This is a genomic window from Microbulbifer variabilis (genome assembly GCF_056232115.1).
The window spans coordinates 3,931,618-3,954,698 of sequence record NZ_CP174325.1; the positions used below are offsets into that span (position 1 = coordinate 3,931,618).

15 protein-coding genes are annotated in these 23,081 nt (G+C 45.1%); 10 read left to right on the forward strand and 5 right to left on the reverse strand.

What is annotated here, in order from left to right; all coding sequences use genetic code 11:
- Positions 1 to 12: 12 nt before the first annotated feature.
- Both ACJJI7_RS17610 and ACJJI7_RS17615 read right to left on the reverse strand, forming a co-directional pair.
- Positions 13 to 870 (reverse strand): TauD/TfdA dioxygenase family protein, encoded by an 858-nt coding sequence (locus tag ACJJI7_RS17610; protein ID WP_444901616.1) that lies wholly within the window; start codon positions 868 to 870, stop codon positions 13 to 15.
- Positions 867 to 2,288, reverse strand: a complete 1,422-nt coding sequence (locus tag ACJJI7_RS17615; RefSeq protein ID WP_169337150.1) for an aromatic amino acid ammonia-lyase — start codon at positions 2,286 to 2,288, stop codon at positions 867 to 869. The genes ACJJI7_RS17610 and ACJJI7_RS17615 overlap by 4 nt, the downstream gene beginning before the upstream one ends.
- 178 nt (positions 2,289 to 2,466) lie before the next feature.
- On the opposite strand from ACJJI7_RS17615, the gene ACJJI7_RS17620 reads away from it, so the two are divergent.
- Positions 2,467 to 3,330 (forward strand): LysR family transcriptional regulator, encoded by an 864-nt coding sequence (locus ACJJI7_RS17620; RefSeq protein ID WP_444901615.1) that lies wholly within the window; start codon positions 2,467 to 2,469, stop codon positions 3,328 to 3,330.
- Positions 3,331 to 3,473: 143 nt separating this feature from the next.
- Here ACJJI7_RS17620 and ACJJI7_RS17625 read toward each other — a convergent pair whose 3' ends face one another.
- Entirely contained in the window at positions 3,474 to 4,610 is a 1,137-nt protein-coding gene (locus ACJJI7_RS17625; RefSeq protein ID WP_444901614.1) for a DUF294 nucleotidyltransferase-like domain-containing protein, read from the reverse strand.
- A gap of 528 nt (positions 4,611 to 5,138) precedes the next feature.
- Positions 5,139 to 6,314 carry a thiolase family protein gene (locus tag ACJJI7_RS17630; protein ID WP_282950611.1) on the reverse strand — a complete coding sequence of 392 codons (1,176 nt, stop codon included), beginning with the start codon at positions 6,312 to 6,314 and terminating at the stop codon, positions 5,139 to 5,141.
- A gap of 482 nt (positions 6,315 to 6,796) precedes the next feature.
- Between ACJJI7_RS17630 and ACJJI7_RS17635 the strand changes: the two genes are divergently transcribed.
- The 7 genes from ACJJI7_RS17635 (at position 6,797) to ACJJI7_RS17665 (ending at position 17,663) form a co-directional block, all read left to right on the forward strand.
- The gene (locus ACJJI7_RS17635) at positions 6,797 to 7,240 is read left to right on the forward strand and encodes a hypothetical protein (protein ID WP_444901613.1); all 444 of its coding nucleotides are present in this window, start codon (positions 6,797 to 6,799) and stop codon (positions 7,238 to 7,240) included.
- A gap of 320 nt (positions 7,241 to 7,560) precedes the next feature.
- Entirely contained in the window at positions 7,561 to 14,235 is a 6,675-nt protein-coding gene (locus ACJJI7_RS17640) for an RHS repeat-associated core domain-containing protein (protein ID WP_444901612.1), read from the forward strand.
- A complete protein-coding gene (locus ACJJI7_RS17645; protein WP_475717093.1) occupies positions 14,229 to 14,624 on the forward strand; it encodes a hypothetical protein in 396 nt (131 codons plus the stop codon). Before ACJJI7_RS17640 ends, ACJJI7_RS17645 begins: the two co-directional genes overlap by 7 nt.
- 480 nt (positions 14,625 to 15,104) lie before the next feature.
- Positions 15,105 to 15,482 carry a hypothetical protein gene (locus ACJJI7_RS17650; RefSeq protein WP_444901610.1) on the forward strand — a complete coding sequence of 126 codons (378 nt, stop codon included), beginning with the start codon at positions 15,105 to 15,107 and terminating at the stop codon, positions 15,480 to 15,482.
- Positions 15,483 to 16,003: 521 nt separating this feature from the next.
- Entirely contained in the window at positions 16,004 to 16,477 is a 474-nt protein-coding gene (locus ACJJI7_RS17655) for a hypothetical protein (RefSeq protein ID WP_444901609.1), read from the forward strand.
- Between the two features lie 118 nt (positions 16,478 to 16,595).
- On the forward strand, positions 16,596 to 16,826 hold the full coding sequence (locus ACJJI7_RS17660; RefSeq protein WP_444901608.1) for a hypothetical protein: 231 nt from the start codon (positions 16,596 to 16,598) through the stop codon (positions 16,824 to 16,826).
- 507 nt (positions 16,827 to 17,333) lie between these two features.
- A complete protein-coding gene (locus tag ACJJI7_RS17665) occupies positions 17,334 to 17,663 on the forward strand; it encodes a hypothetical protein (RefSeq protein ID WP_444901607.1) in 330 nt (109 codons plus the stop codon).
- 524 nt (positions 17,664 to 18,187) lie between these two features.
- Here ACJJI7_RS17665 and csrA read toward each other — a convergent pair.
- The gene (csrA, locus tag ACJJI7_RS17670) at positions 18,188 to 18,367 is read right to left on the reverse strand and encodes a carbon storage regulator CsrA (RefSeq protein WP_353375426.1); all 180 of its coding nucleotides are present in this window, start codon (positions 18,365 to 18,367) and stop codon (positions 18,188 to 18,190) included.
- A gap of 1,047 nt (positions 18,368 to 19,414) precedes the next feature.
- Here csrA and ACJJI7_RS17675 point away from each other — a divergent pair.
- Together ACJJI7_RS17675 and ACJJI7_RS17680 are read left to right on the forward strand one after the other, a co-directional pair.
- Positions 19,415 to 21,124, forward strand: a complete 1,710-nt coding sequence (locus ACJJI7_RS17675; protein WP_444901606.1) for an alkaline phosphatase D family protein — start codon at positions 19,415 to 19,417, stop codon at positions 21,122 to 21,124.
- A gap of 242 nt (positions 21,125 to 21,366) precedes the next feature.
- Positions 21,367 to 22,800, forward strand: coding sequence for an aldehyde dehydrogenase family protein (locus ACJJI7_RS17680; protein ID WP_475717094.1), 1,434 nt, complete (start codon positions 21,367 to 21,369; stop codon positions 22,798 to 22,800).
- Positions 22,801 to 23,081 lie beyond the last annotated feature (281 nt).

Below are 23,081 nucleotides of genomic sequence, written 5' to 3' on the forward strand. Positions count from 1 at the left end.
CTAACTATCTATTTATAGATATTTAACTGGTCGTTCTGCAGAGAAATGCACACGGTGTAATTCCCGCCGTTGATTGTAGTCATTTACCGCATAGTGTAAGACCTGGTGATTGTTCCAAAGCACCAGGGTGCCAGGGCGCCATTGCACTCGGCAGTTAAATTCCGGTTTTTCGACGTGCTGAAACAGGTAATTTAGCAGGCCCAAGCTTTCATCAGTTGTCATACCCTCAAACTGCGAGGTAGTAGTTCGGTTCAGGTAGAGAAAAGGCTTACCAGTTACAGGGTTTTTACAAACTGCTGGGTGTATTGCAGATTTCAACGGCATTAATTTTAGCGCCCGCTCTATACCGGACCCATCCTCACCCGAACTTTCCATTAATTTTGTTAATGGTTGCTTTTTGAGCATTAGTTCTGTGGTGTGTATCACATTGAGAGATTTAACTACTTGCTGCATTGCAGTTGAAAGGCTCTCATAAGCAAGTGTTGAGCTAGTAAAGAGGGTATCCCCCCCCCTGGGGGGAATATCTATACCATACAAAGCGATACCTTTTACCGGATTCGAATAATAGCCCTGGTCATGATGCCAGATTCCCCCAGTATTTTTCTTTTCACCGGCCTCTTTAATGATTCTAGCAACTTGTGGATACTCCTCTGAGTGACCCTGAAAAAAGAAATAATTTTTTTGAAGTTCCCCAAATAAACTGCAGAAGTTGACAAATGCTTGAGTATCCAGGTCCATATCCCTGATAACCAATAGCTCGTGCTCATGCCATAAGTTTTGCAGTGTGAGCCCTGTGCTTTGGTCCATATCGGCTAGTCCATTCGCTGGAATCTCAATGCCGAAATTGCCTGTTAAATAGTTAAAATTCATAAAATGCTCTCTACCTGGGCTGTTGTAAATTGTGACCAGTTCGCCAATTTTAATGCTTCGGGTAAACCACCTGTTGAGCGCATCATTGCGGCTCTAGCTGAGCAAAAAGTTGCTGCGCGGACAATTTCTCTTAACGTATCCAGCTGGTCGTTGACATTGTTAAGTGCGGCCATTCCACAGGGTACGAGGTCCTGATTGTTACCTTCACACGAGAAACTCATCTGACGCACGGGTGTTGACCTGGCTTTTATTTCCTGGAACAGAGCTGACGTCAGCTGGTGAATTCCTTTACAGTGGTTGAACGATTCAACACTCAAATTGTCCGGCAGTCCTCCATTTAAGCGATGGTCCATTAAAATCAATATTTGTCGATCAAGCATTTCGGCCAGGCGATGAATAATTTCCTGCATAAATTCAGCAGAAGCCGCCAGCCCAATCGCATAAAAGAGTCCGCCATGCCAGGGGCCAGACTCAAGAATTAGGGGATTGTCGGCAACGGCAAGCGCTTCGGAACGAATTTTGGCTTCGGAGTAATCCAATAAGTCAAGACAGTGCCCCAGTATCTGGGGAGCGCAGCGAACTGAATAACGAGCTTGTAATAGACTTTTCTCACCTTCGACAATATTCGGCGATTGTAAATAGTCATGTCGGAGTTGTGTTAGCAAGTTGCCTGCTCGAGCGTAGCTGGTATGTACCTCTCCATAGTGTAAACCTTCCGAGAAATGTTCATCTCCAGCACCTATGGCCAAGGACATCAGCGCTACAGATTTAAAACAGTCCCTTAATAACTTCCTTAATTGATAATCATGCTCAATAGCCCATGAAGCCATCATGGCATTGGTATTTACCAGGCCAATTACGTCGCGGGGGCCTTTTGGCCCATGCTCAAATAGTGGAGATATGGCATGGGCCATAGAAATTAAGTCACCACTGGCACCCAGGCTGCCTTTTCGGGGGACTCTGGGAAGAGTTTCACTGTTTGCCAGCTTAAGAAGTGCTTGGTAAGTGGAAGGGTGGATACCTGACAGGCCGTGAGCTGTTTTTCGAGCTTGTAGTTTTAACGCGCGCCTGACGACCGATTTGGGTAGCGGAGCACCGATACCAACTTGTAAATATTCCAAGAGGTTGACTTGGGTATTTTTCCATTGGTCTGGGTCTAGGCGATTTCGCTCATTCTCACCATAGCTGGTGTGTAGTCCATAGATAGGGTTGTTAGTATCGCCTATCTGATCTTGTAGTAATGCATAGGAGTGTTTAACTCTGGAAATGTCTTTATCACTCGCGATGATTGGGTTGTGTAGGTATCCCCATTCATACCAAGTCTGCAAAGGAAAAGTTAAAGCCATACTGAAATTAGTTTCAGAGGATACTGCATTACTATTCGCTGCTGAGGGATAGCTGAGAGATGATGTAGACACTCTGTCTCCGGAAATTTTTTTGAATAAATAGGAAGCAAAGAAATTAACATGAGTGTAAAAACATGAAAAATAGAAGTCGGCGCTGGTTACCATAGTCAATATCTATGGCAACCAAGAGTATGTCGATGTAGACTCGACAACTGTTTTTTAAGTTAAGTAGCTAAATAAGTTGCGCTCTATGTTCCCACACGCTGATGAACTTAATTATTTTATTGAGGTTGCAAAAACAAAAAATATATCCAGGGCAGCAGAAAGGTTGGGGATTCGGCAGCCTAGTTTGAGTGCTGCTATCAAAAGGCTGGAAAGACAGCTGGGTACTGAAGTAATAATACGGGAAAAAACCGGCGTTCAACTTTCACGTGCGGGTCTCAGGCTATTAAAAAGCGCTCAGCAGCTACTAGATGATTGGGATGAGGTTAAATACTCTGCGCTGCGAGAAAATAAAGAGGCCGTTGGCCACTTCACTATCGGTTGTCACAGCTCCATTTCACTACATATGCTGCCTGATGGTCTGCCTGCTTTTATCGCACAAAACCCAGGTATTGAATTAAGCTTTCAGCATGCACTTTCTCGTGAGATTGTAGAAGCAGTGATCAGTTGGAAAATTGATATCGGTATTGTCGTAAACCCTGTATCTCATCCTGATCTGGTGATCAAGCATCTTTGTCATGATGTGGTGAGTTTTTGGCATAATCCTGAGAAAATTCAATCTAGAGACGTACTGATATATGATCCAGCACTGATGCAGACGGATTGGCTACTGAAAACCATTGCTGAAAGAAATAAATATAAACAATATATAAGGTCTTCTAGTCACGAGCTGATCACAAAAATGACATTAGAAGGAACTGGCGTTGGTATTATTCCTGGTCGTGTTGCGCAGACACTCGGAAGAAACCAGCTTGAATGGGTGAGTGAAGACCAACCAGGTTTTAAAGATGAAATATGCCTGGTGTATCGACGTGAGATAACACATAGCCTGGGTGCTGAAAAGTTAATTGAAGAATTTAAACTTTCTAATTATAAAAAAAATTTCTATTAGGTGTAATTAAAATGAATACACTCAATTCGTAATTTTATTGGTAATATTTTGATGTGTAAGCGGCTGATGATCAATATCCATGAAGTTTGAGTGGTTTTAAATTGCATGTGATTTTGAATTGAAGTAAACATCGAGAATTCTAATTATTTAATTAAGAATGGCTCCGAAAAGGGATTGTAGCGAATGCCATGCGCTCGCCTTTGTGAGGTGGTAAATTCTTCAGCCCAGCCAATGATTAGTCTGACGCTATTCGCGGCATCCTCCAGAAGCTCTGACTGTTCCGGGTTCAGCCTTAGCCAGGCACTTTGATCTCTATTGGGTGTTACGTAGGCTGAGAGAACTTTGTCAAACTCCGCACCAGTAACAATATGTGAGGCAACCCTGACCCTCAGTGCTTCTGACATTGCTTTGCGGAAATGGACAGCTCTGGTTGGGTGCAGCCTTCCCATTTCTTCCAGTTTGGAAAGTTGAGCTAGGGAACTGACTTCATCTATATCATAGAACCACGCGAGGCCTTTCAATATGAACTGAGGAGCTCGATAAAACTCTCTTTTAACTCGCTTAATGTCAGAATAGGGGGCTGGCGGTTGGAAATTTTTATCATTAATCGCAACTTCCATAGCTTGCAGCCCCTGCTTTCTCTTCCTTGTTAGAAGCGAATTAGAGCCAAACTCAATAGCTTGCTTACCTAAAACAAATTTAACTTCATCCACTAGTTCTCTATGCAGCTTCGGGTTGCCAAAAGCGTGAGCACATTCTTGAAGTCCGCTAACAATATGTTTCCGGAGGTAACGTTTAGGATCACTTGGGTATTGGTAGTACTCTTCAAGAAGCCCCGTTAGAGCAGCTGCGGTATTGGTTAGGTCAAAAATAACTCGATCTTTTTTAATTAGGCCATCTTTGTTATTCCTTTCCATCCATTTCTTTGTCACCATTCCCAGTGGATTTAACCCTCCAGTACAGAAAACAAAACCTTTTCCCGGGCGCAGTGTTTTCATACGACTGTCATTGATATTATCTAGTCGCTTTTGAACGGCGAGATTAATCTTCCTCCATGTTTCCCTTTGATTTTGGGTAATCTTGGGTATTACGATAAAAGCATCTAAGTCTGATTGAGGGCAAGCCTCGCCTCTCGCACCGGAGCCAGTTATGCAGAAAGAAAAATCGGAAGGGCGGCTATGAATTGTAAATTGATCCTTATATAGCCTTTCGATAAAGCCAACTAATTTCTTTGTCCATGATGACATCATTTGCCATGCTGTTTTTTCGTTGTCAAGCATATCTTTGATGTCAGATCTTTGCCCGTCTAAAAAATCTGCAAGACAAAGTGTGCATGTATTTATTAAAGGGCCACTTAGGGATGGTCCTGGGCATAGCTGGCTACTGTATTTGCAAGACATAGATAACCCTAAGTAAAAGAAAAGACTTTATGAGTAAAATTTGTAAAGATTGGTTTTTTAAAGAACCATATTCTTACAAGAACATACTCCCATGGATGAGAACAAACTCTCAACTAGGCGAAATTTGAGAGAGGGATGTACTAAGCCTGATTGAGAACTTACTTTATCGTGGTGTTTTTTAGTTTTTCTCCTGGCCATTCTTAATAACCGTAGTGGGAACTCCCTTTACCCCTGAGTAGAAGATAATAAGGTTAGCAGGCCCATTGCCTTCATTGCGCCCATAGTGCCACTTGTCAGTTACCTCGGCATAAGCCTTAGCCTCACCCAGGGGGTTCAATCTAAAAGGGTAACCTCATTGAAGGCGGGGGTGGTAGTCTGAGTAATCAGTGGAGATTTCTATTAACTTCACTAGCGCTCCAGGTAGGCCGCAGTTGCCATACCTCCTGCAGTACAGACACCAATAACTGCTTTATGCTTATCCCTTCTTCCTAACTCCAATAGGGTGGAACCCAGATAACGGATTCCCGACATTCCATAGGGGTGGCCAAGGGCAATGGCTCCTCCGTTGACATTGGTTATTTCCCACGGAGTATCCAGTTCAGCCTGGTTATAGAGTGTAGTTACGGCAAAGGCTTCATGGAGCTCCCATAAGTCGATATCTGCCATAGCCAGGCTGTGATGCTTCATTAGCTTTTTGATAGCGGGTGCCACAGCAATACTCATTTCCTTTGGTGCAACTGCAGATAGTTGCATGCCGCGGAACAGACCAAGGATTGGTAGATTTCTCTGTGCGGCTAATTCTGCATCCATCATTACCACAGCCGCTGCGCCATCGGAGAGCTGGGAAGCGTTGCCTGCTGTAATTGTGCCGCCTGTGTTCACGGGCTCTAATGCCGTTAGGCCTTCCAGGGTGGTGTCAGGGCGAGGGCCTTCATCTTCACTCAAGGTAACGTGTTTATTACTTGTTTCACCGGTTTCCTTGCTTTTTACCGACATTACCGTCTTGAAAGGAACAATTTCTTCGGCAAATTTCCCTTCCTTGAGTGCCGTAGCCACTCGCTTTTGAGAGTCCACAACGTAGCGGTCCTGGGTCTCACGGCTAATTGAAAACTTATCGGCAACAAAGTCCGCTGTTTGAATCATGGTCCACCAGACAGCGGGAATTTTCTTCTGTAGGGGTTCGTAAACGAAATGATCAAGGTTTAAGTGAAACTGAACCAGACTAATGCTTTCTACGCCACCAGCAATACCAATTTGCATCTCTCCAGCAGCTATTCGGTTTGCTACAACCGAGGCGGCATTCAGCCCGGAACCACAATAGCGGTTGATCGTAATCCCCGGTGCCTGGGTCCCGCAGCCGGCAAATAGTGCGGCATTGCGTGCGATATTGTGCCCGGTGGCCCCCTCAGGTAAACCGCATCCCAGCACTACATCTTCAATCTCGTGAGGATCTAACTGTGCTCTATCAATGGCTTCCCTTATTACATGGGCCGCCATCGGAATACCGTGAGTTTGATTGAGTGCACCACGTCTTGCTTTGGCGATAGCAGTTCTGCAATAGGCGACGACGGCGACATCTTTCATAAGAAGCCTCGGGGTAGTGGGATGAGTTGTAATTAAAGTAGATTAGACAATGAAAAGAGGGCAGTTTTGTTATTTATGCTTGCGGGAATCCCACGAGTGATCATTCCGTCTATGTGTGATTACGCGACTATGGGTCGTCACATGGATTTTAGTTCTACCCTTTCTCAATCGATTTGGTGGAATTTTGTTCATCCTGTTTGATTGAGATCAGTATTGCGAGCTTTATCACGAGCACTGACAGGAGGTTACTCCACTAGTTGCGATATTGTGTGAATCTAGGGCCAACTTCCAGAGTTAACTTTTCCATCAATTAGTGGAAATCCAGCTTAATTGAATATGAGTGCTTTTCAATGAGGCGCATAGCGGAGAGAATCTGGGCCCAAATCTAACCAAGCCCGTCTAAATGTCTGGTATTAGCTGGTAGAGTTTAAGTTTCTTTTAAATTGACTGATATGCAGTTTAAGTAGAAGTATATTTAAAGCTTGATTGAGATATTAAATATTCAAAGGGAAATTCATGAATTAAATTTTCACTTTAATCTGTTTGCTGGTTGTTGGTTGTTGGTTGTTGGTTCAAATGCTGCCTCAGAGCCGACATGGTATCGTGGCGAAATCAATAGGATATGGACGTATGGCCAAGGAGATTTTATCGTCACCTTTGTCGGAAACACAGGGCTTAGTGATTGCAGGTATAATTACGCTTATTTTACTTCGGTGGACCTTCAGCCTGAAATGCTTAAAAGTTCTCTATCGGTGGCGCTGTCAGCATATCATACAGGTGAGACGGTCGGTATTGTCATTGATAAGGACCTAAATGATGATGCTTGTCATGCGGCAGGCATTGGCCTTAGAAAATATATAATAGATGTAGTAGTCAAGTCTGCATCACAGCATGTTGCAACCAAGCCTAACCGGATACAGAGGTAAGCAGATTTCTCAAATCCAATCTTATTATTGTATGTATCCAGCGTAAACTTAATAAATGACATGGGCTCTCACGTCTCTTGCAATACCTCTCCGTAATAAGTAGGGGGTTTCTCGTTAACCTCCTACTTTTTAGGATACAAAAAACTCAAACCGTGTATTTCCCCAACTGAAAGATAGTCACACTTGACAGGTTGCATCGATCTCTTTTGTTTTACTTCTAGTTGCCCTTTATTCGATTTCCTTTAAACTCTCGCATGATTTTCTATTCGACTTGATGTGAATAGAGCTACTTTTAATGTTGCTACTTGGTAGGTAAACGGATGCGCTTCGGGGTTGCTTTATATTTCTTCCTAATATTTCTTGTGAGTGTATCTGGCTATGCATCGGATGCAGCCGCCAATATCTCGGGCCCTACAACTAGCGCTACTGGTAGATACACATTAACTCACACAACCAAAGCCGAATACCTGAAAACTGGAATATTTTTTGCTGGCGGAGGGTCTAGTTACGGGTCTATTCCAGTTGGAAATGGCTCGACGGATATCTATACCAATGATAGTGGGATGTATACCTACAGCGCCCAAGCTGATGGGCCTTGTCTCTTGTATGACCCAACGACCCGTCGCTGTGAAGAGTATGGTGAACCACTTGTATATGGCAGCCATACTGTATATGTCACCATAACCCCAAATAAGCCTGCAAGTATCGGCTTTCAGTCTGATCTTTCCGGGCCAACGGGTTTCATTGATACTGATGGTAAATATACTTTGGTCTGGGGCACATCCAAACAAGACTCCCAAGACCCCTATGTAAGTGGTTATCAGTGGTGTCAAGAGAAAGATGGTGTGTGGCAGGCAGAAAGTTCTTGCCTTACTGTCGAGAATAATCAGCTCTCAATAGATTTTCCAATCACTACGGGTGCAATGCCATCTGGCAACTATAGATACAAAGTCCGAGCATTTGTAAGTGTTGGCCCTTATTATCAATATAGTGATTGGATAGTTTCCGATTCACTTGAGGTTAAACATTACCCTGACGAACCTTATTGGCAAGAGCCTGGCGGTAATACTCTTCCCAGTACTAACTTTGCTTTAGGCTGGGGTATGGAAGACCCAGACTCCATTGATCACTATGAATTACGGTGGAGTGGGGACGGTATCAATTATTGGGAGATTCCTCTCAATAATGGATTGAATAGCGGAAACCCGGCTAAATTAACCTCCACGGAAGTTGATCTTGCCAATCTTATAAATCCAACAGTGCCTGAGACCCCTGATACTTTAGTACCCATCCTTGTGGATGATATTACAGTTTTTGTTCCAAAAAGTAGGGATGTAGAATACTTGGATTCCTACTGGTTCCAGGTAAGGGGTTGCAATACTTTAGGTTGCGGAAATTGGTCAACAAAGCAGTTGTCTGCGCCTGCAGCACCAGAACCCAAATTCTCATCAGATCTTCCCGACGAATTTTTCAAGACTGATCAAACCATTACCTGGGAGGACGTTGGGGCTAAAAGCTATCGGCTCAGACGTATGAAGAAGGGATGTGTTGAGAGTGAGCCCGGAAATAGCTGTTGGGAAATTGTATATTACACAACTTCCGTTTTTGAGTATTTCGTCGGAGGAGGAACACCGGGCACCTATCTTTATGAGCTAGAGGCTTGTAATGAGTTTGGAAAGTGTAGTTCTGTATCTAGTACCTGGATTAAGGTCCATAACCTCGCAAATGTAGATGGAGATCCGGCGGTGACCACTGAAGTTGTGGATACTCCGGGAAGCTTGGCCTACAGTGCAGATGTCAGTGCAACGGGTAATGCGATAGTTAAGGTTCCCCTGCAAGCCGCCCCCGGTGTTAATGGATTACAGCCAAACCTGTCTCTACATTACACCAGTGCCCGCTTCCAGAAGCGGATGACTGAAGCTCTACCGGAGGATTTTCTCGGCTATGGCTGGCGCCTGGGTGGTTTAAGTAAAATTCGTCGTTGTACAGTGAATAGGCCAAAGTACACCAAGATTCTTCTTGATGATACGGACTCACTGTGCCTGGATGGGGAGCCTCTGGTACTTGTCAGCGGTAATCACTGGCAAGAGGGAGCACAGTATCGCACATTACGCGATGGCTTCCGCTTAATTGAATTGCAAAAGACTGATAATGGGAAAGTCTGGTTTACGGTCAAGAGTCCTAATGGCTCCACTAGCGAGTACGGAGCTACACAAGATAGTCGCCTCAGAGGTGAGGAAACGACACATTTTGGCTGGACTTTAAACAAGATTACTGATGCGTTCGGCAATACGATGGAGTACAAATACCATCGCGATATTATTGAAGGCATTAACTACCCATTAGAAATTACCTACGGTAACCAGGGCGATGCAAAAATAGAGTTCCAGTACGGAACCCGAACAGATGCACCACCAGTTCCATTACAGGAGATTCCTCAAAAACAGCTGGTGCTGTTACACCATATCCGTGTGCATCTGGATGGTGTGCTGCAGCGGGAATACAAGCTGATTTCAGAAGAAGAGCTTGCTGGAGAGCATTTCCGCCGCTTAAAGCAAGTGCAGTTATGCGCCTATAGTGAAGATGGTGATCGTCAGTGTTTAAAACCACTGGATTTCAAATGGGCCTTTGATGACTTGGCCCACTATGAAGATTTTGAAACTGGTATTGAACGCATCACTAACGGCCTTGACGCTCAAACTGAGTTTACCCTAAAAAGAATTTCCTCTAGTGCAGGGGAAAGAACAGTGGCTCCTTTTAACGAAGGTTCAGCCCTGTTTGGCCCTGACGGCTCTATTCCTGATGTAAGTCCAGTTACACCTAATGAGGATGAAAACTACCGTACCGTCGTTACCGAGGTAAAGCGCTCTAATGGTCATAACGGGGGTTGGCATACTACTGAGTATGCTTACCAAGGCTACGGTCTGAGTAGTGACAAAGGTTGGGGTTTTCTTGGTTATAGGGCTCAACGAATTTACGACACTGCGGCTGATATTGTTACTTACCGTCAGTACCGACAGGACTTCCCTTTCTTTGGAAAAATTGCACGCCAAATCCAGTATAAGACGGACTATCAGTTTGGTGAGATGCTGACCAATCAGCGCTTTAGTTACGATGCACTGGAGTTGAATTCTGGGGGTAATACTACTTACTTCCCTTATATCGCACAGAGAATCGATACCCTGCTGGAAGGTGATCAGCCACCGCTTGGATACGTGGTGAGTGACAGCGTTCCACAAGCCATGTCTTATGGTAATGCTGGCGACTTGTTGAGCGGAGCTGTAAATACGACTCGGGTGATCGAAACTACCCAAATCAATGATAGCCAGAGTATTTGGGGAGAGGCTCTGCCGATTTCGCAATACGGCAATGTCCGCCGCAGTGTAGAGAGCACTACCGTACTGGATAACCGTGTTAACGGAAGTTGGTTGATAGGTTTCCCCAGTGCCAAAGAGCAACGTTATTTTAGTGGGGATACCTCTGGTACTCCCGACCAGCAATCCAGCAGCAGTATGACACCCTATGGTAATACCAATAGGGTGAAAACGGCAGTCCAATACCCCGGCGATGCTAAATATCAGATGGAGGTGACTTATACCTACGATACTTACGGCAATGTGGCCAGTGAAAGCGCCAAAGGTAATGTAGATGCATCTACTAACAATGTGGGCACACAAACCCGCAGTACTTCAGTAGTTGGCGACTTCCTTGATGGTCGCTATGCCACCAAACTGACCAATGCACTGCAGCACACGATTGAATTGAAGTATGACCCACGTTTTGGCAGCGTAAGCAAGATAACAGACCACAATGACCAGTCTACAAGGATTCAGTACGACCCCTTTGGTCGTGAGTCTTCGCGCACCAATACTGATAGGCTGAATACAGACAAGGTTAAGTTCGACAGCAAATACGACTTTTGCCATGGCAACTGTCCCGTAGTGAGCGAAGTGCAAGCGTCTTACTACGTGGAGACAACTTCGGACATTACCCCTGTAACAAAATATTACTATGACCAACTGGGCCGCTTGATACAGCAGGATACCAAGGCCTTTTCCGGTGACTTCGTATCTCGCCGTGCAATTACGTATGACCCCCTAGGGCGTATGGATACTGAAACAGCCCCTTTCTTGGCTCCAGTTGAGGGAGGCTTTAGTGGAAGTAAGCCGATCACTCGTTACGAGTACGACCTGCGTAATCGCCTCGATTATATACACAAGGCCGGTGGCGGCAGCGTAGATATAAACTACAGCGTCGTTAATGGCAGCAGTGGCAAAGAGGTTAAAGTTGAAGTCACTGAATCAGTGGTTGGAAATAGCGGTACAAATACACAGGTGCAAGAGAGTTATTATGACCTCACCGGCGATCTGGCCCGTACTGTAGACGATGCCACCGGCACTGCCGTAACCACCGACTACACCTACTATGGCAGCGGTCTACCAAAAACTGTGCTGGTTAGCGGTGATACCCACGATATCGAGTCTAGCTTTGTATTTGACTATGCTGGCTTCCGAACCAGTCTCACCGATCCCAACATGGGCACAGTAACCAGTCAATATAATGCCTTTGGTGAGCTTGACCAGCAATCAGACAATAAGAATCAGAGCATTACCTATTTGTACGATAAGCTCGGTCGCTTGCTGGAACAGCGAGATGATGACGGCTTGGCTAAGTGGGAATACGATGCTACTAATTCGGTAGGTAGCTTGGCGAGCCGCAGTTATACCGAAAATGGCTCCCAGGTGTTTTTTGAGTCCTACACCTACAGGTATTCAGATGGCGAGCTGGATACTATCAATACTCAGCTGTTGGCTGGGGGAGTAAGCCGCAACTACCAGCATCAATACGGCTACGATAGTTATGGCCGTATGAATAAAATGGTTTACCCCGGCGGGGTTGAAGCCCATTACCATTATAATGATCGCGGCTATGTACAGAGCCTCAGTAGAGATGCTGCCGGCAACAACCCCCTGCAAACCTTTGACAGCATCAACGCCTGGGGACAGGTAGAGCGGGAGAGCTACGGCAACGGTCTGGTTACTAACCGCACTTACAATCCTAATACTGGGCGCTTGGAAACCATTAAAACCGGTGGCGGACAGGTTCAAAACAACGAGTACCGCTGGCGCACCAATGGCACCCTGGAAAGTCGCCTCAGTTACAGTGCCTCCCAGGCACTGCAGAAGCAGGAAGACTTTAGCTACGACGGCCTCAATCGCCTGCGCTACGCCACGATGCAAGTCGGTGGCGATCGCCAGCTCAGTACCCAGTACGATAAGCTGGGCAATATTCTGTCCAAGACCTCCAGTGTCAGCAACGACACCCAGGTAAGCGGCTACCAATACGGCGAGTTCGGCAATGCCGGTCCCAATGCGGTCAGTAGTGTCACCATTAATGACGTCTCCCACAGCCTGCACTACGATGCCAACGGCGCAATCGAACGCTACGACGCCGCCAGCGGCGACGACAAATGGATTAGCTGGAACGCACGGCAACTGCCCACGGAAATTGTACTGGGCAGCAGTCAAGGCGATAGTACACCGACTGCCAGGGACCGTTTCCAATATGGCCCTAATGGCCAACGCTTCTATCGCGAAAGCAGCTGGATGGAAGATGGCCAGCTCAAAACCGAGAAGGCCTTTATTGTGGGCAGCTATGAGGAGCAAATCCCCGCAGGTGCCAGCATTCTCGCCATTGAAAAAACCACACTGGCCGGCAGTGTTCAACATATCGCCATTACGGATCTCACCGGCACCAGTGGAGAATATCAATACCTGCACCGGGACCACCTGGGCTCCATTGAGAAAATCACCGATGAAGCCGGGCTGGAGATCTTAAATCTCGCCTTTAACCCGGACGGCAGCCGCCGCCAGGGGGACTGGGGTGGGGACCTGAATCAGCAGCAACTCCAGGAGCTGCTGGCAATACAGGGCCTCACCACCAGGCGCGGCTATACCGGCCACGAGCATCTGGATAGAACCGGCCTGATCCATATGAATGGGCGTATCTACGACCCCACACTGGGCCGCTTTCTCAGCCCTGACCCACTTGTGCAGGCACCGACCTATAGCCAGAGCTGGAACCGCTATAGTTATGTGTTTAATAACCCGTTGAGTTTTACTGATCCCAGTGGCTATGCGGCAAGCGAACAGGATGAGAGGCCACAGCAATGTGCGGATGATGGCTGCACCTCAGATGGCTGGCCAGTTTCTGTCACAGGTAATAATGGCGGCGGTGCCTTCAGTGGTGGAATTATCCAATGGGGTCCTGGCATAGTAACTGGCACCACGACTATTGCTGGAAAAGGTTATATCATTGTTGCGCAGAACCTGGTCTATGGTCCCGGCGGCTTTATGATGGATGATAGCCACATGGAGCAGCTGATGGATGACATAACGGCATCTATCGTAGCGGATATGCAAATGCCGACGTTTTCATTGGATGGGATACAGGTGCAGCAGAGTCCATCTGTAACACCTGCGGCTTTGGCTTTAAGCAAGTTAGGAGGTAGAGGTGCACAAAAGAGCCTATGGGGTGGGTTTCAGAAAGGTGTTTCTATTGTAGATCCTACGGTTGGTGCCGCGCAGTTATTTGGAGTGGCTGCAATTACCTCACTCGTGAATCGAAGTGGTGTAAATGGTATCGATGATATTAGAGCAAACAAATGGACTCCATTTCCTGTTGCAAACGCATTAGATACTTCTAAAAGTCTCCAAGCGCTAAAACATGCGGGTGCAGGACTTTTTTATGTCAGTACAGCTATTTCACTTTGGAATGGTGGTCAGGCCTTAAGTAACGGGAATGGCTTTGGTGTATTTAATGCAGGTGTTGACTTAGCGTTTGGTGTAGGAGGGTTTGCAGGGGGTACTGTGGGTGCAGTTGGTGCTGTTAGCTATGGTGGAACATCAGCAGCTATTAAATATATTCCTGGAGTGTATGATTATACTGTCAAACCTGGGACAGATTTCTTGTGCTGGTATACTGAGAGTTGTTAGATCAAAACATGCTTAATTCTTTTTATTTTAAATTTTTTGCTCTCTCCCAAAAGATCAATGGTGTGGGCAGGCATAATCACTACTATGCCTGCCTGTCCCTATCTTTCTTTGAAATTACTCTTTTTGTAAACGGAGTTTTGCTTGCACATATGTTTTTAGGGATAGGAGAGGTTTTTTCTGGTGTTACCAAATTTTCGGCAGTATTAATTTTCATTGCTGTTTTTTTAGTAAATTATATACTTTTTTCTATTCGAAGTCGCAGTAAGGGTTTTTTAGCTAAGAAAAAGGTTGTTCTCTGTAAGTCCTCTGGGCATGTAGGTGGAGTGCTGAGCTTATTGGTTCCTATAATTTGTATGTTTTCTCTAGCATATTTCTTGATTGAAAGATGAGCTGCTGCACAAAAGGCAGTGTTCGATGTAGCTATGTCACGAGCTAGTGAAGCTCTTAAAGATGGCCGCCTATTTCTTCTTGAGGCTAACTCTATCTGGCGAGCGAATAATAGGGCGGGCCTAGAAGTTACTGTTGATGCAACTCAATTGAAGGTGGAGATAACCTCCTTATGGAGGTCGGCAGGGACTGCAAGTGTGGTTGTTAAAGGGGCTGATTGGTTGGTCCATGGTTCCGTAACTTTATATAAAGACCCATCAAACGGAGCTATTTCAATCTTGCCCGGTATGTATGATTTTGAGCAACATCAAGGGTGAACAATTAGAAATATTTTAACTTATGGTGGTTTTTATGTTACTTCCAATGCTGGAACTATGGTTGGGCTTGATTATCTGATTAAGTATTCTGGCTCTCCTCAGCTAGTCACACCGCAATCTACTTCTAAGGCCGGCTCTACACCTTAATAGAGAAGTTTACTTGTTATGTATAAAGAAAAATTAACAATTTTAATTGCCCTCTCATTATTCCTTTTGGGGTGCGGAGGCGGTATTTCTGATGGTTACACATATATTGAAGGACAATATTATTATTTGAATGCTGGTGAGCCAGAAAAAATGATTGTAAGGAAGTCAAAAGATGGTTTGGATGAGATAGTTATTGATGCTAGGGTCGATGGATATATAGTTAAAGAGGGAAAAATCTTTATTGCTAGAAGACCAAGATCGGTTAGTGTTATCAATAATGTTGCAGAAACAAATCTATCTTCAGCTTGTGAATATTGGGTGATTGATCCTATTACTAGTCACGTTGAAAGAGTTTCCGTGTTAAGTAAGGAGGCTGTTGAGGTTGAGTGCTTATAAAAATGATTGAGGAGTCAGTCCTGATTACGAGCTAATGCACAAAAGGGGACTTACTGGGATGCGTTCAGTGATAAATGGAATGAGCGTGTAGGCCAAATCACTGGTGCAGCAGATAGAGCTGTTGATTATTGGGTTGAACGTGACAATCCAATAATGGGCACTATGGCGATGATGATGACGGATAAGTACATCGGTTATAAAGTGTCTGCATTGACATTACAGGCTGGAGGATTACATGCCATCAGAAATATGAGGCTAGCCTACCAAGCCGGACTTACTCGGGTAGCTGGGTTTGTTAGCAAACCTTATAGCAGAGAGGTTATAGCACGGGGAATAGTTCGTGGGCGAAACCAAATTAAATACCTGACAAGGCCCCCGGCATTCGGAATTTACTAGGAAGGTACCATAGGCCATTTTCTAAAGATCTGATCTCTCAAAAAGGTGTAGAAGGTGTTATCAGTAGGGGAACGGTTACGAATAACGGTTCTAATAGATGGCTAGTAGGTTGGTAGGCTTTTAAAATGGTTCAACTAGTAAATTTTTTAAATAGATCAGAGAGTTTTATCTTCGAGAAGAACTTATCCAAGTTGACGCCAAACTCAGTTGAATATTTTAAGTCAGATCAAAGCTCCTTTGGATATGGCGTTTTCTATTTAAGTTTGAAGCGGTGGAGATTTGCATGCTTATATTTAGAAAATGAGAGCTTATTTTTTAGTGCTGATGATTTCTCAATAGAATTAACCCCTGATATACAGTTTAGTTGGAGTAGACCGCTTCCAGGATTTCTTCACAAGTTTTGCGTTTCCTCAAATGATAAGGTTTTAACCAATCAAACTTATGTTAACCCAGTTCTGCAGCGGCCCTTTCTGCTTTTGGATAACAGTTTTGATGGATTAGATAGGGAGTTTTTAGACTTCTTTTATTGGCTTTCAATTGATCTAAATAGCAAGGAATGGAGAGAAGAAACCATACGGCGGTGGGAAAATGGTATTTGAACTCAATTGGGAAGTATCAAAGTGAGGTAAAACCCGCGTCGGGGCAAAAAAGTGATGATGGGCCAGTGGCGCCGGCAAAAATGGTTGCTAAGTCGTTGATTGCGCTAGGGAAAATGGAATGTTAAGGTACGACTGGCCTCGGGGTGATGTCAATGTGGGTATCAGTGGGGATATTCCTGGAGTGGGGAAAGCTTCTGCTGATGCGGCTATTGGAACTATTGCGTTTATAGGTGGCCCTCCAGGGTGGATTGGCGGTGCTAGTTATTTTATTTTTGATACAACAGTCGGTATTGAGTCTTTAAGTAAGCCTCTAACTGATGCAATGTGTTCAACCTCGGGTAAACGTTAGGTTTCCATGATTTTTTTAAAGAAAATATACATCGATTTATTTTTGGCGTGCTATATATCAATCGCTAAAAAGAGTCCACACGATGAGCATAATAAAGTAAATGCTATTTGCTTTATGTCATTTTTATTGAGCCTAAATGTTTCGTGTATACCAGCGCTCATGTCTATATTATTTGAAATAAACGTAGCTAGTATATATTCGAGTTGGACTGTTCCTGCAATAGTGATAGCTTTTACTGTAATGCTGTTTAACTTTGTGTGTATACGTTTTTTGAGAAATGATATCCAAGAGAGTTTAAGGGCGGCCTCTGTTGAGTTAGGTGATAAAAACAAGGTTTTTGTAAAGTATGTGGCTTTTTCGGTACTATTGCCTACTGCATTGGCGATTTATTTTTTTCTAGCTCAACAAGACTGGTAAATTCAGGATAACCATAGATGGCGTTAATGAGATTTTTTTGGATGCTAAAATTTCTTATGTTCCCCAAATAGGTGACACGATAACTAATTCGTGACCGCAGATGCGGTTAATGCTTTTCATTCTGAAAGTGGGGCTGCCAATGTTAGTATTTCCGTTACGGTAAAAAATAGCGAGGGGGGTGGTTATTTCTCATCAGAAGGGAGGGCCAACCTTTTGGTGAGCAAAGCTATGTTTTGTTTTATTCGGGATTTATTTAAAAATGGACTTTTCTTAACGAGTTTTTGGGGGGTGATAATTTATTCCGCTTACTTCTTTAAGCGCGATTTGGGAGGGCTTGGCTGGATACCGTTAATTGTCTTGATTCTCTATTGGCTATATGCGTTAGGTTTATTTATTAAGAGATGGAGAAGGGAAGATTAAAATGGTTTGGGAGATGGTAAATTCAGGACTCTCATAAATTAAATTCAGAAAACCCATAAATTGAGGGGGAAGGTGTTAGCTGAGGCGCAGATGCCATCTTGGCGGCTGTTTCTTCTTAGATTGATACTAAGACGTAATGAAAGGATCAAGAATTAGGTTTTGGATTCGAAAGTTAGGGTTTTCGGTAGAAACCAAGAGGAATGCAGGTAGCTAGGGTGGGGGGCAGAATCAGCAGGGCGTGGCAGAAAGGAAACGCCGGCAATCGCCGATGCCGTGTACCCAGCATTTATTAAGCCGGGTACAGGCTTGTTGTACTGCTTCCACTGATCCCACCAAGCCTTTAAAGCGGCTTTCAAAATTTCGGTTGAGATAGAGCCGGTGTTTGGGTGAAATACCCAGCCGTTCAAGGATAGGAGACGTGTTTTCGGCAATACACCCTCGCTTCCTGGGGTCAAAGTGTCAACCGCCCCAATCGACTAACTCCAAATAGTGATCCAGCTGAAAGGGCAACCCTTTTGGCATATTCAGTTATCCGCCTCCTGTCCCTTTTTAATGCGCCTATAAATCTCTTCACGATGAACAGGCAGGGATTTAGGGGCGTTTATTCCTATCTTTACTTGATTCCCCTTAACTTCCAAGACTGTGACCGAGACATTTGCTCCAATCCTTAAGTTTTCTCCAGTGCGGCGCTTTAAAATCAACATACTCATTTCCTATTGATACTTAAACAAGGGGTGGTCTTTCTTCGGTGGGAAAGATTGGGAGGTAACGTCTGAAGGAAATGAGAGGAGGTGCACGAGAACGGTAGGCGTAGAAGAAGAAAAGGCGGGCGCAACGCTCCCAGAGCTTGAGGACACACTCCAAGCTGCTGAATCTACTCGACTTTATTGAAGACGAGCGGGTTTCTAGCGTATTATCCATTGAGCCATTTTGATACTTGCTTATCAATTTGGTTAGCTGGCCCCAGGTGTTCTCAGCACCTTGGGTCAGCGCCTTTTACTTACTTTTATGTCACGCTACCATTCTCCTTTGAGGAATTGGGCTTTTAAAAAACTCTTGGATCTCTTGAGTGTTGACTTATACCGCTCAACTTAATTGCGACCCAAATACCGATAAATATCTACCAATTCTACGGAGCTTTGACATTAAAACAATCTTAATAAAATCCAATAAGATAATTTCCGCGCCTATATTTGTTGCGCTGCTGTTTAGAGTAAATTTTATTTCCCTCTAAAAATTGTGGGCTAAATTGACTCTTTTTTCTAGCTCCCAGGCTTGAGCTCAATAAAGAAAACATCAGTAATACAGCGGCTTGAAACTGTTTCCTTATGTCGATAGAAAGCGTTTGATTGGCTTTGGAGATACGGCCTTCTGAGTGATAACACGCTTAAAATTTATGAGCATACTCTTCAAGGAAGTATCTCAAATCTAATAATATTGATCGATTTTCCTGGTGTTTTATAAGAAAACTATTTGTTTTCTCCACGGATTAAAGTGCTTGTTTCCTTTCTGGGAGTGCCTGTCGTTACCGCATAACTAATGTTAGTGACTGTTTAAGAGGTTTAGTATCTGTAAGCGATTTTCAATTAAGGCCAAATAAATTGACATTACTGTCATTTTATTATTTTCATCTTCAATAATCCGTTTACCCGGACTTTATAGGCCGTCAAATCTTCTTTGTTGGTACGTTCTTCTATAGAATCCGCCCCCTTTCACATTTTGCAACTCATAACTAACAGGAAGTGGGGTTTATGACTGTCTCTCGTCGTACGTTTGTTCAAGGTATGGGGCTTGCACTGCTGACGCCGTTTACCGTTCGCTCTTTGGCTGCCAGCAGCAGTGAAACCTATGCGCGTTTTAATCTCGGTAGTAGCCCATTCAACTCTGAAATCGACAATGACGGCCTTGTCTTTGATCTATCCGTTGCCTCTGGAGATCCTAGCCAAACTGGTGTTGTACTTTGGACTCATATCAATCCGGCAGCGTACGTATCTGGCCAAACTCTCTATATTGATGTGGCATTAGATGAAGGCTTTACCCAGCCGATTCTAAGTGCTGAGGTCAGTGCCGATGACATCACCGCCGATCGTGATTACACGGTGAATATTGACCTGGAAGGTTACTTATCACCCAACCAGAGATACTACTACCGCTTTAAGTACGGCAACCTTTGCAGCCGTACTGGTCGTTGCCACACGTTGCCAACTGGCAGCCTGGAAAGTATCAAGATGGCAGTGGTGACCTGCCAGGATTACACCACCGGTTATTACAATGCCTACAGCCACTTGGCGGATGAGGATGTCCACTGCGTGTTGCACCTGGGTGACTTTATCTATGAGTATGCGGAGTATGAAGGCTTCGAAGATTCTATTGTTCACTCCTTAGCCTTGCCTTCCGGTGGATCAGTGGCGATGAACCTGGAAGATTACCGCCATATCTATAAGGAATACCGTAAAGACAAGAACCTGCAGCGCGCAATGGAAATGCACTCGTTCATCATCACCTGGGATGATCACGAAACTGCGGACAATGCCTACTGGGACTACGACCGCGATACCCTGGGCGTACCATCTCACCCATACCAAACCGGGAATAATAACCCGGATCAGTTGCGCCAACTTCGCCGCGATGCCCAGCAGGCCTGGATTGAATATGTCCCTGCGCGGGTAAAAGTGAATGAGGCAGCCAGCCACGCTTTTGATTACCTGCAGATTTACCGCTCTTTCCAGTTTGGTGATCTGGTCGATCTCTATATGACCGACAGCCGTACCTATCGCACCAAAGAGCCTTGCAAGGACGGCACCGCCTGGGAAAATTACTGGTGCACCGACTATGAAAATGAATCCCAAACCATGCTTGGGAAAACACAGCGCAATTGGCTTATTGATGGCATAGTGAATTCATCTGCACGCTGGAAAGTTTGGGGCAACCAGACCTTGCTGGCGCAACTTGCCGGTACTGCATTGGGTCGTCCCCTGGTGTTTGCCAATTACGATGCCTGGGATGGGTATCAGTGGGAGCGCGAGAAAATTCTCTCAAGCATCAAAGACAGCAGCATCGATAACTTTGTTGTGCTGACTGGCGATCTGCATTCCAGTATTACGTCTTATCTGAAAGTGAACTTCAATAATATTAATAACTGGAATTACGATAACCTGGTGGGTGTTGAGTTGATGACTCCCTCTATCTCCTCGCCAAACATGAACGATACGGTGGAGAAGGGCATTGATGTAGGTAGTGTGTTTACCTCCTTGCTAAACGGTGGAGTGCAGCTAAACAACCCCCATATCAAGGACTTCGTCAGTAACATCTATGGCTATGCGGTAATTGAGTTCAACCACAGTGAGCTGAATTGGACTGTTTATGACATTGATAAAAAGTCTGACAACCCGGCTGCCACAAAGAAAATTTACAAAGAGTTCAATTATGAACCTGTGGGAATGTGGTTGACTGAAAAGTAACTCTTTCTCTCTAAAGCTTCTTTCCAGTATCACCACTCTTAAGAAGAGTGGTGATTCATTGATATTTACTTCTCATTAGTCCCCCTGCAATTGCCTTTCTTTTGTCGCTTTTAACCTTCACTTGCTATCTCACTGATAAGCATATCTTGGTTGATTAATGGTCGGCCGTAACCTATACACTCGGGAAGCTTATCGCTGGCACTCAGGATGCCTGCCAATCCAAAGCCACCGCTTAAAAGGAAATGATCGTGCTGCAAAAGGCATACCCTTACTATCTAGCTAATGAAGCCGTATTCGCCAATGAGGATCTAGAGGTCACCGATAAGTATTCAGGTGAGGTGGCAACCCGCGTAGCTATGGCGGATGCGAGAACTATAGACAGTGCGATCGATTGGGCGCTTCTAGCTGAGAAGCCTATGGCAAAGCTAGCTCCCTATCGCCGCCAGGAGGTACTTAGTCACTGTGTTCAGCGCTTTCATGAGCGTTTCGAGGAACTGGCGGAGTCATTGTGCATTGAGGCTGGCAAGCCAATTCATGACTCCCGCGGAGAAGTTACGCGCTTGATCGATACTTTTCGTGTTGCCGCCGAAGAAACTGTACGTATCAATGGCGAGATTATCAACTTGGAGATTTCCAAGAACACCAGGGGCTACCGTGGTTTTGTCAAACGTGTACCGGTGGGCGCATGCTCCTTTATCTCTCCCTTTAACTTCCCACTCAATCTGGCGGCCCATAAGGTGGCACCGGCCATTGCCTCGGGTTGCCCCTTTGTATTGAAACCGGCGAGCCGAACACCGATAGGCGTACTGATAATCGCAGAAATCCTGGCCGAGACCGACCTGCCCAAAGGGGCTTTTTCTGTGCTGCCCTGCCACCGGGAAGGTGCAGACCTCTTTACCGTGGATGACCGCTTCAAGCTGCTCAGTTTTACAGGTTCGCCCGCTGTGGGCTGGGACCTAAAGGCCAGGGCAGGGCGTAAGAAGGTGGTATTGGAACTGGGTGGCAATGCCGCTTGTGTTATCGATGAAAATACAGACTTAGATGACGCTTTGCAGCGTCTGATCTTTGGTGCCTTCTATCAATCTGGGCAGAGTTGTATTGGCGTACAGCGTATCTATGGGCATAAAAGCCTGTATGAAGAGCTGAAACAGCGCTTAGTGGAGAAGACGCAAAAGCTTAAGAAGGGGGATCCGAAAGACGAAGGGACTTTTATTGGTCCGATGATCTCCGAGGGGGAGGCAAAGAGACTGCACGGATGGGTTGAAGAAGCAATTAATGACGGAGCCACACTTCTGTGTGGCGGTAGCCGTGATGGCGCCATGCTCGATCCAACTCTATTGGAAGGTGTGCCTCACGAATGCTCAATAGTCCAACAGGAAGCCTTTGGCCCTGTAGCAGTACTGGAGCCCTTTGATGATTTCGATGAGGTCCTTGAGCGAGTCAACGATAGTGCCTTTGGTTTGCAGGCGGGGATCTTCACCAAAGACTTATATCGAGCACAGAAGGCCTGGGATACCTTGGAAGTAGGGGGCGTTGTTATTGGTGATGTGCCCAGCTGGCGTGTGGACAACATGCCTTATGGCGGGGTAAAGGACTCAGGCCTCGGCCGTGAAGGTGTACGTTGGGCAATCGCCGATATGACAGAAGAGCGCTTGATGGTGGTGCGAACGCCTTAAGAGGGCTCAAACCTATTAACTTTGCGATTCTGAATTTTGAAGATTGTATATAACTGGGTTTCTCGTTTTAAAAACATTCCCTGAGTGCCTTTGTGCTTCGATAAATACGTTGCTTTTGAGTGCGTTTTTCTCTTCATGACTAAAAGACTCTTTGATCGATTTGATTATTTCTTTGGTCTGCACCCTATACAGAACAGTTTTATTGTATTTGAAGAAACATATAGGAAATTCACAGTAATTGCAGTAGCTGTAGTTCTCGAAACTGTATTTACTTAAACAAA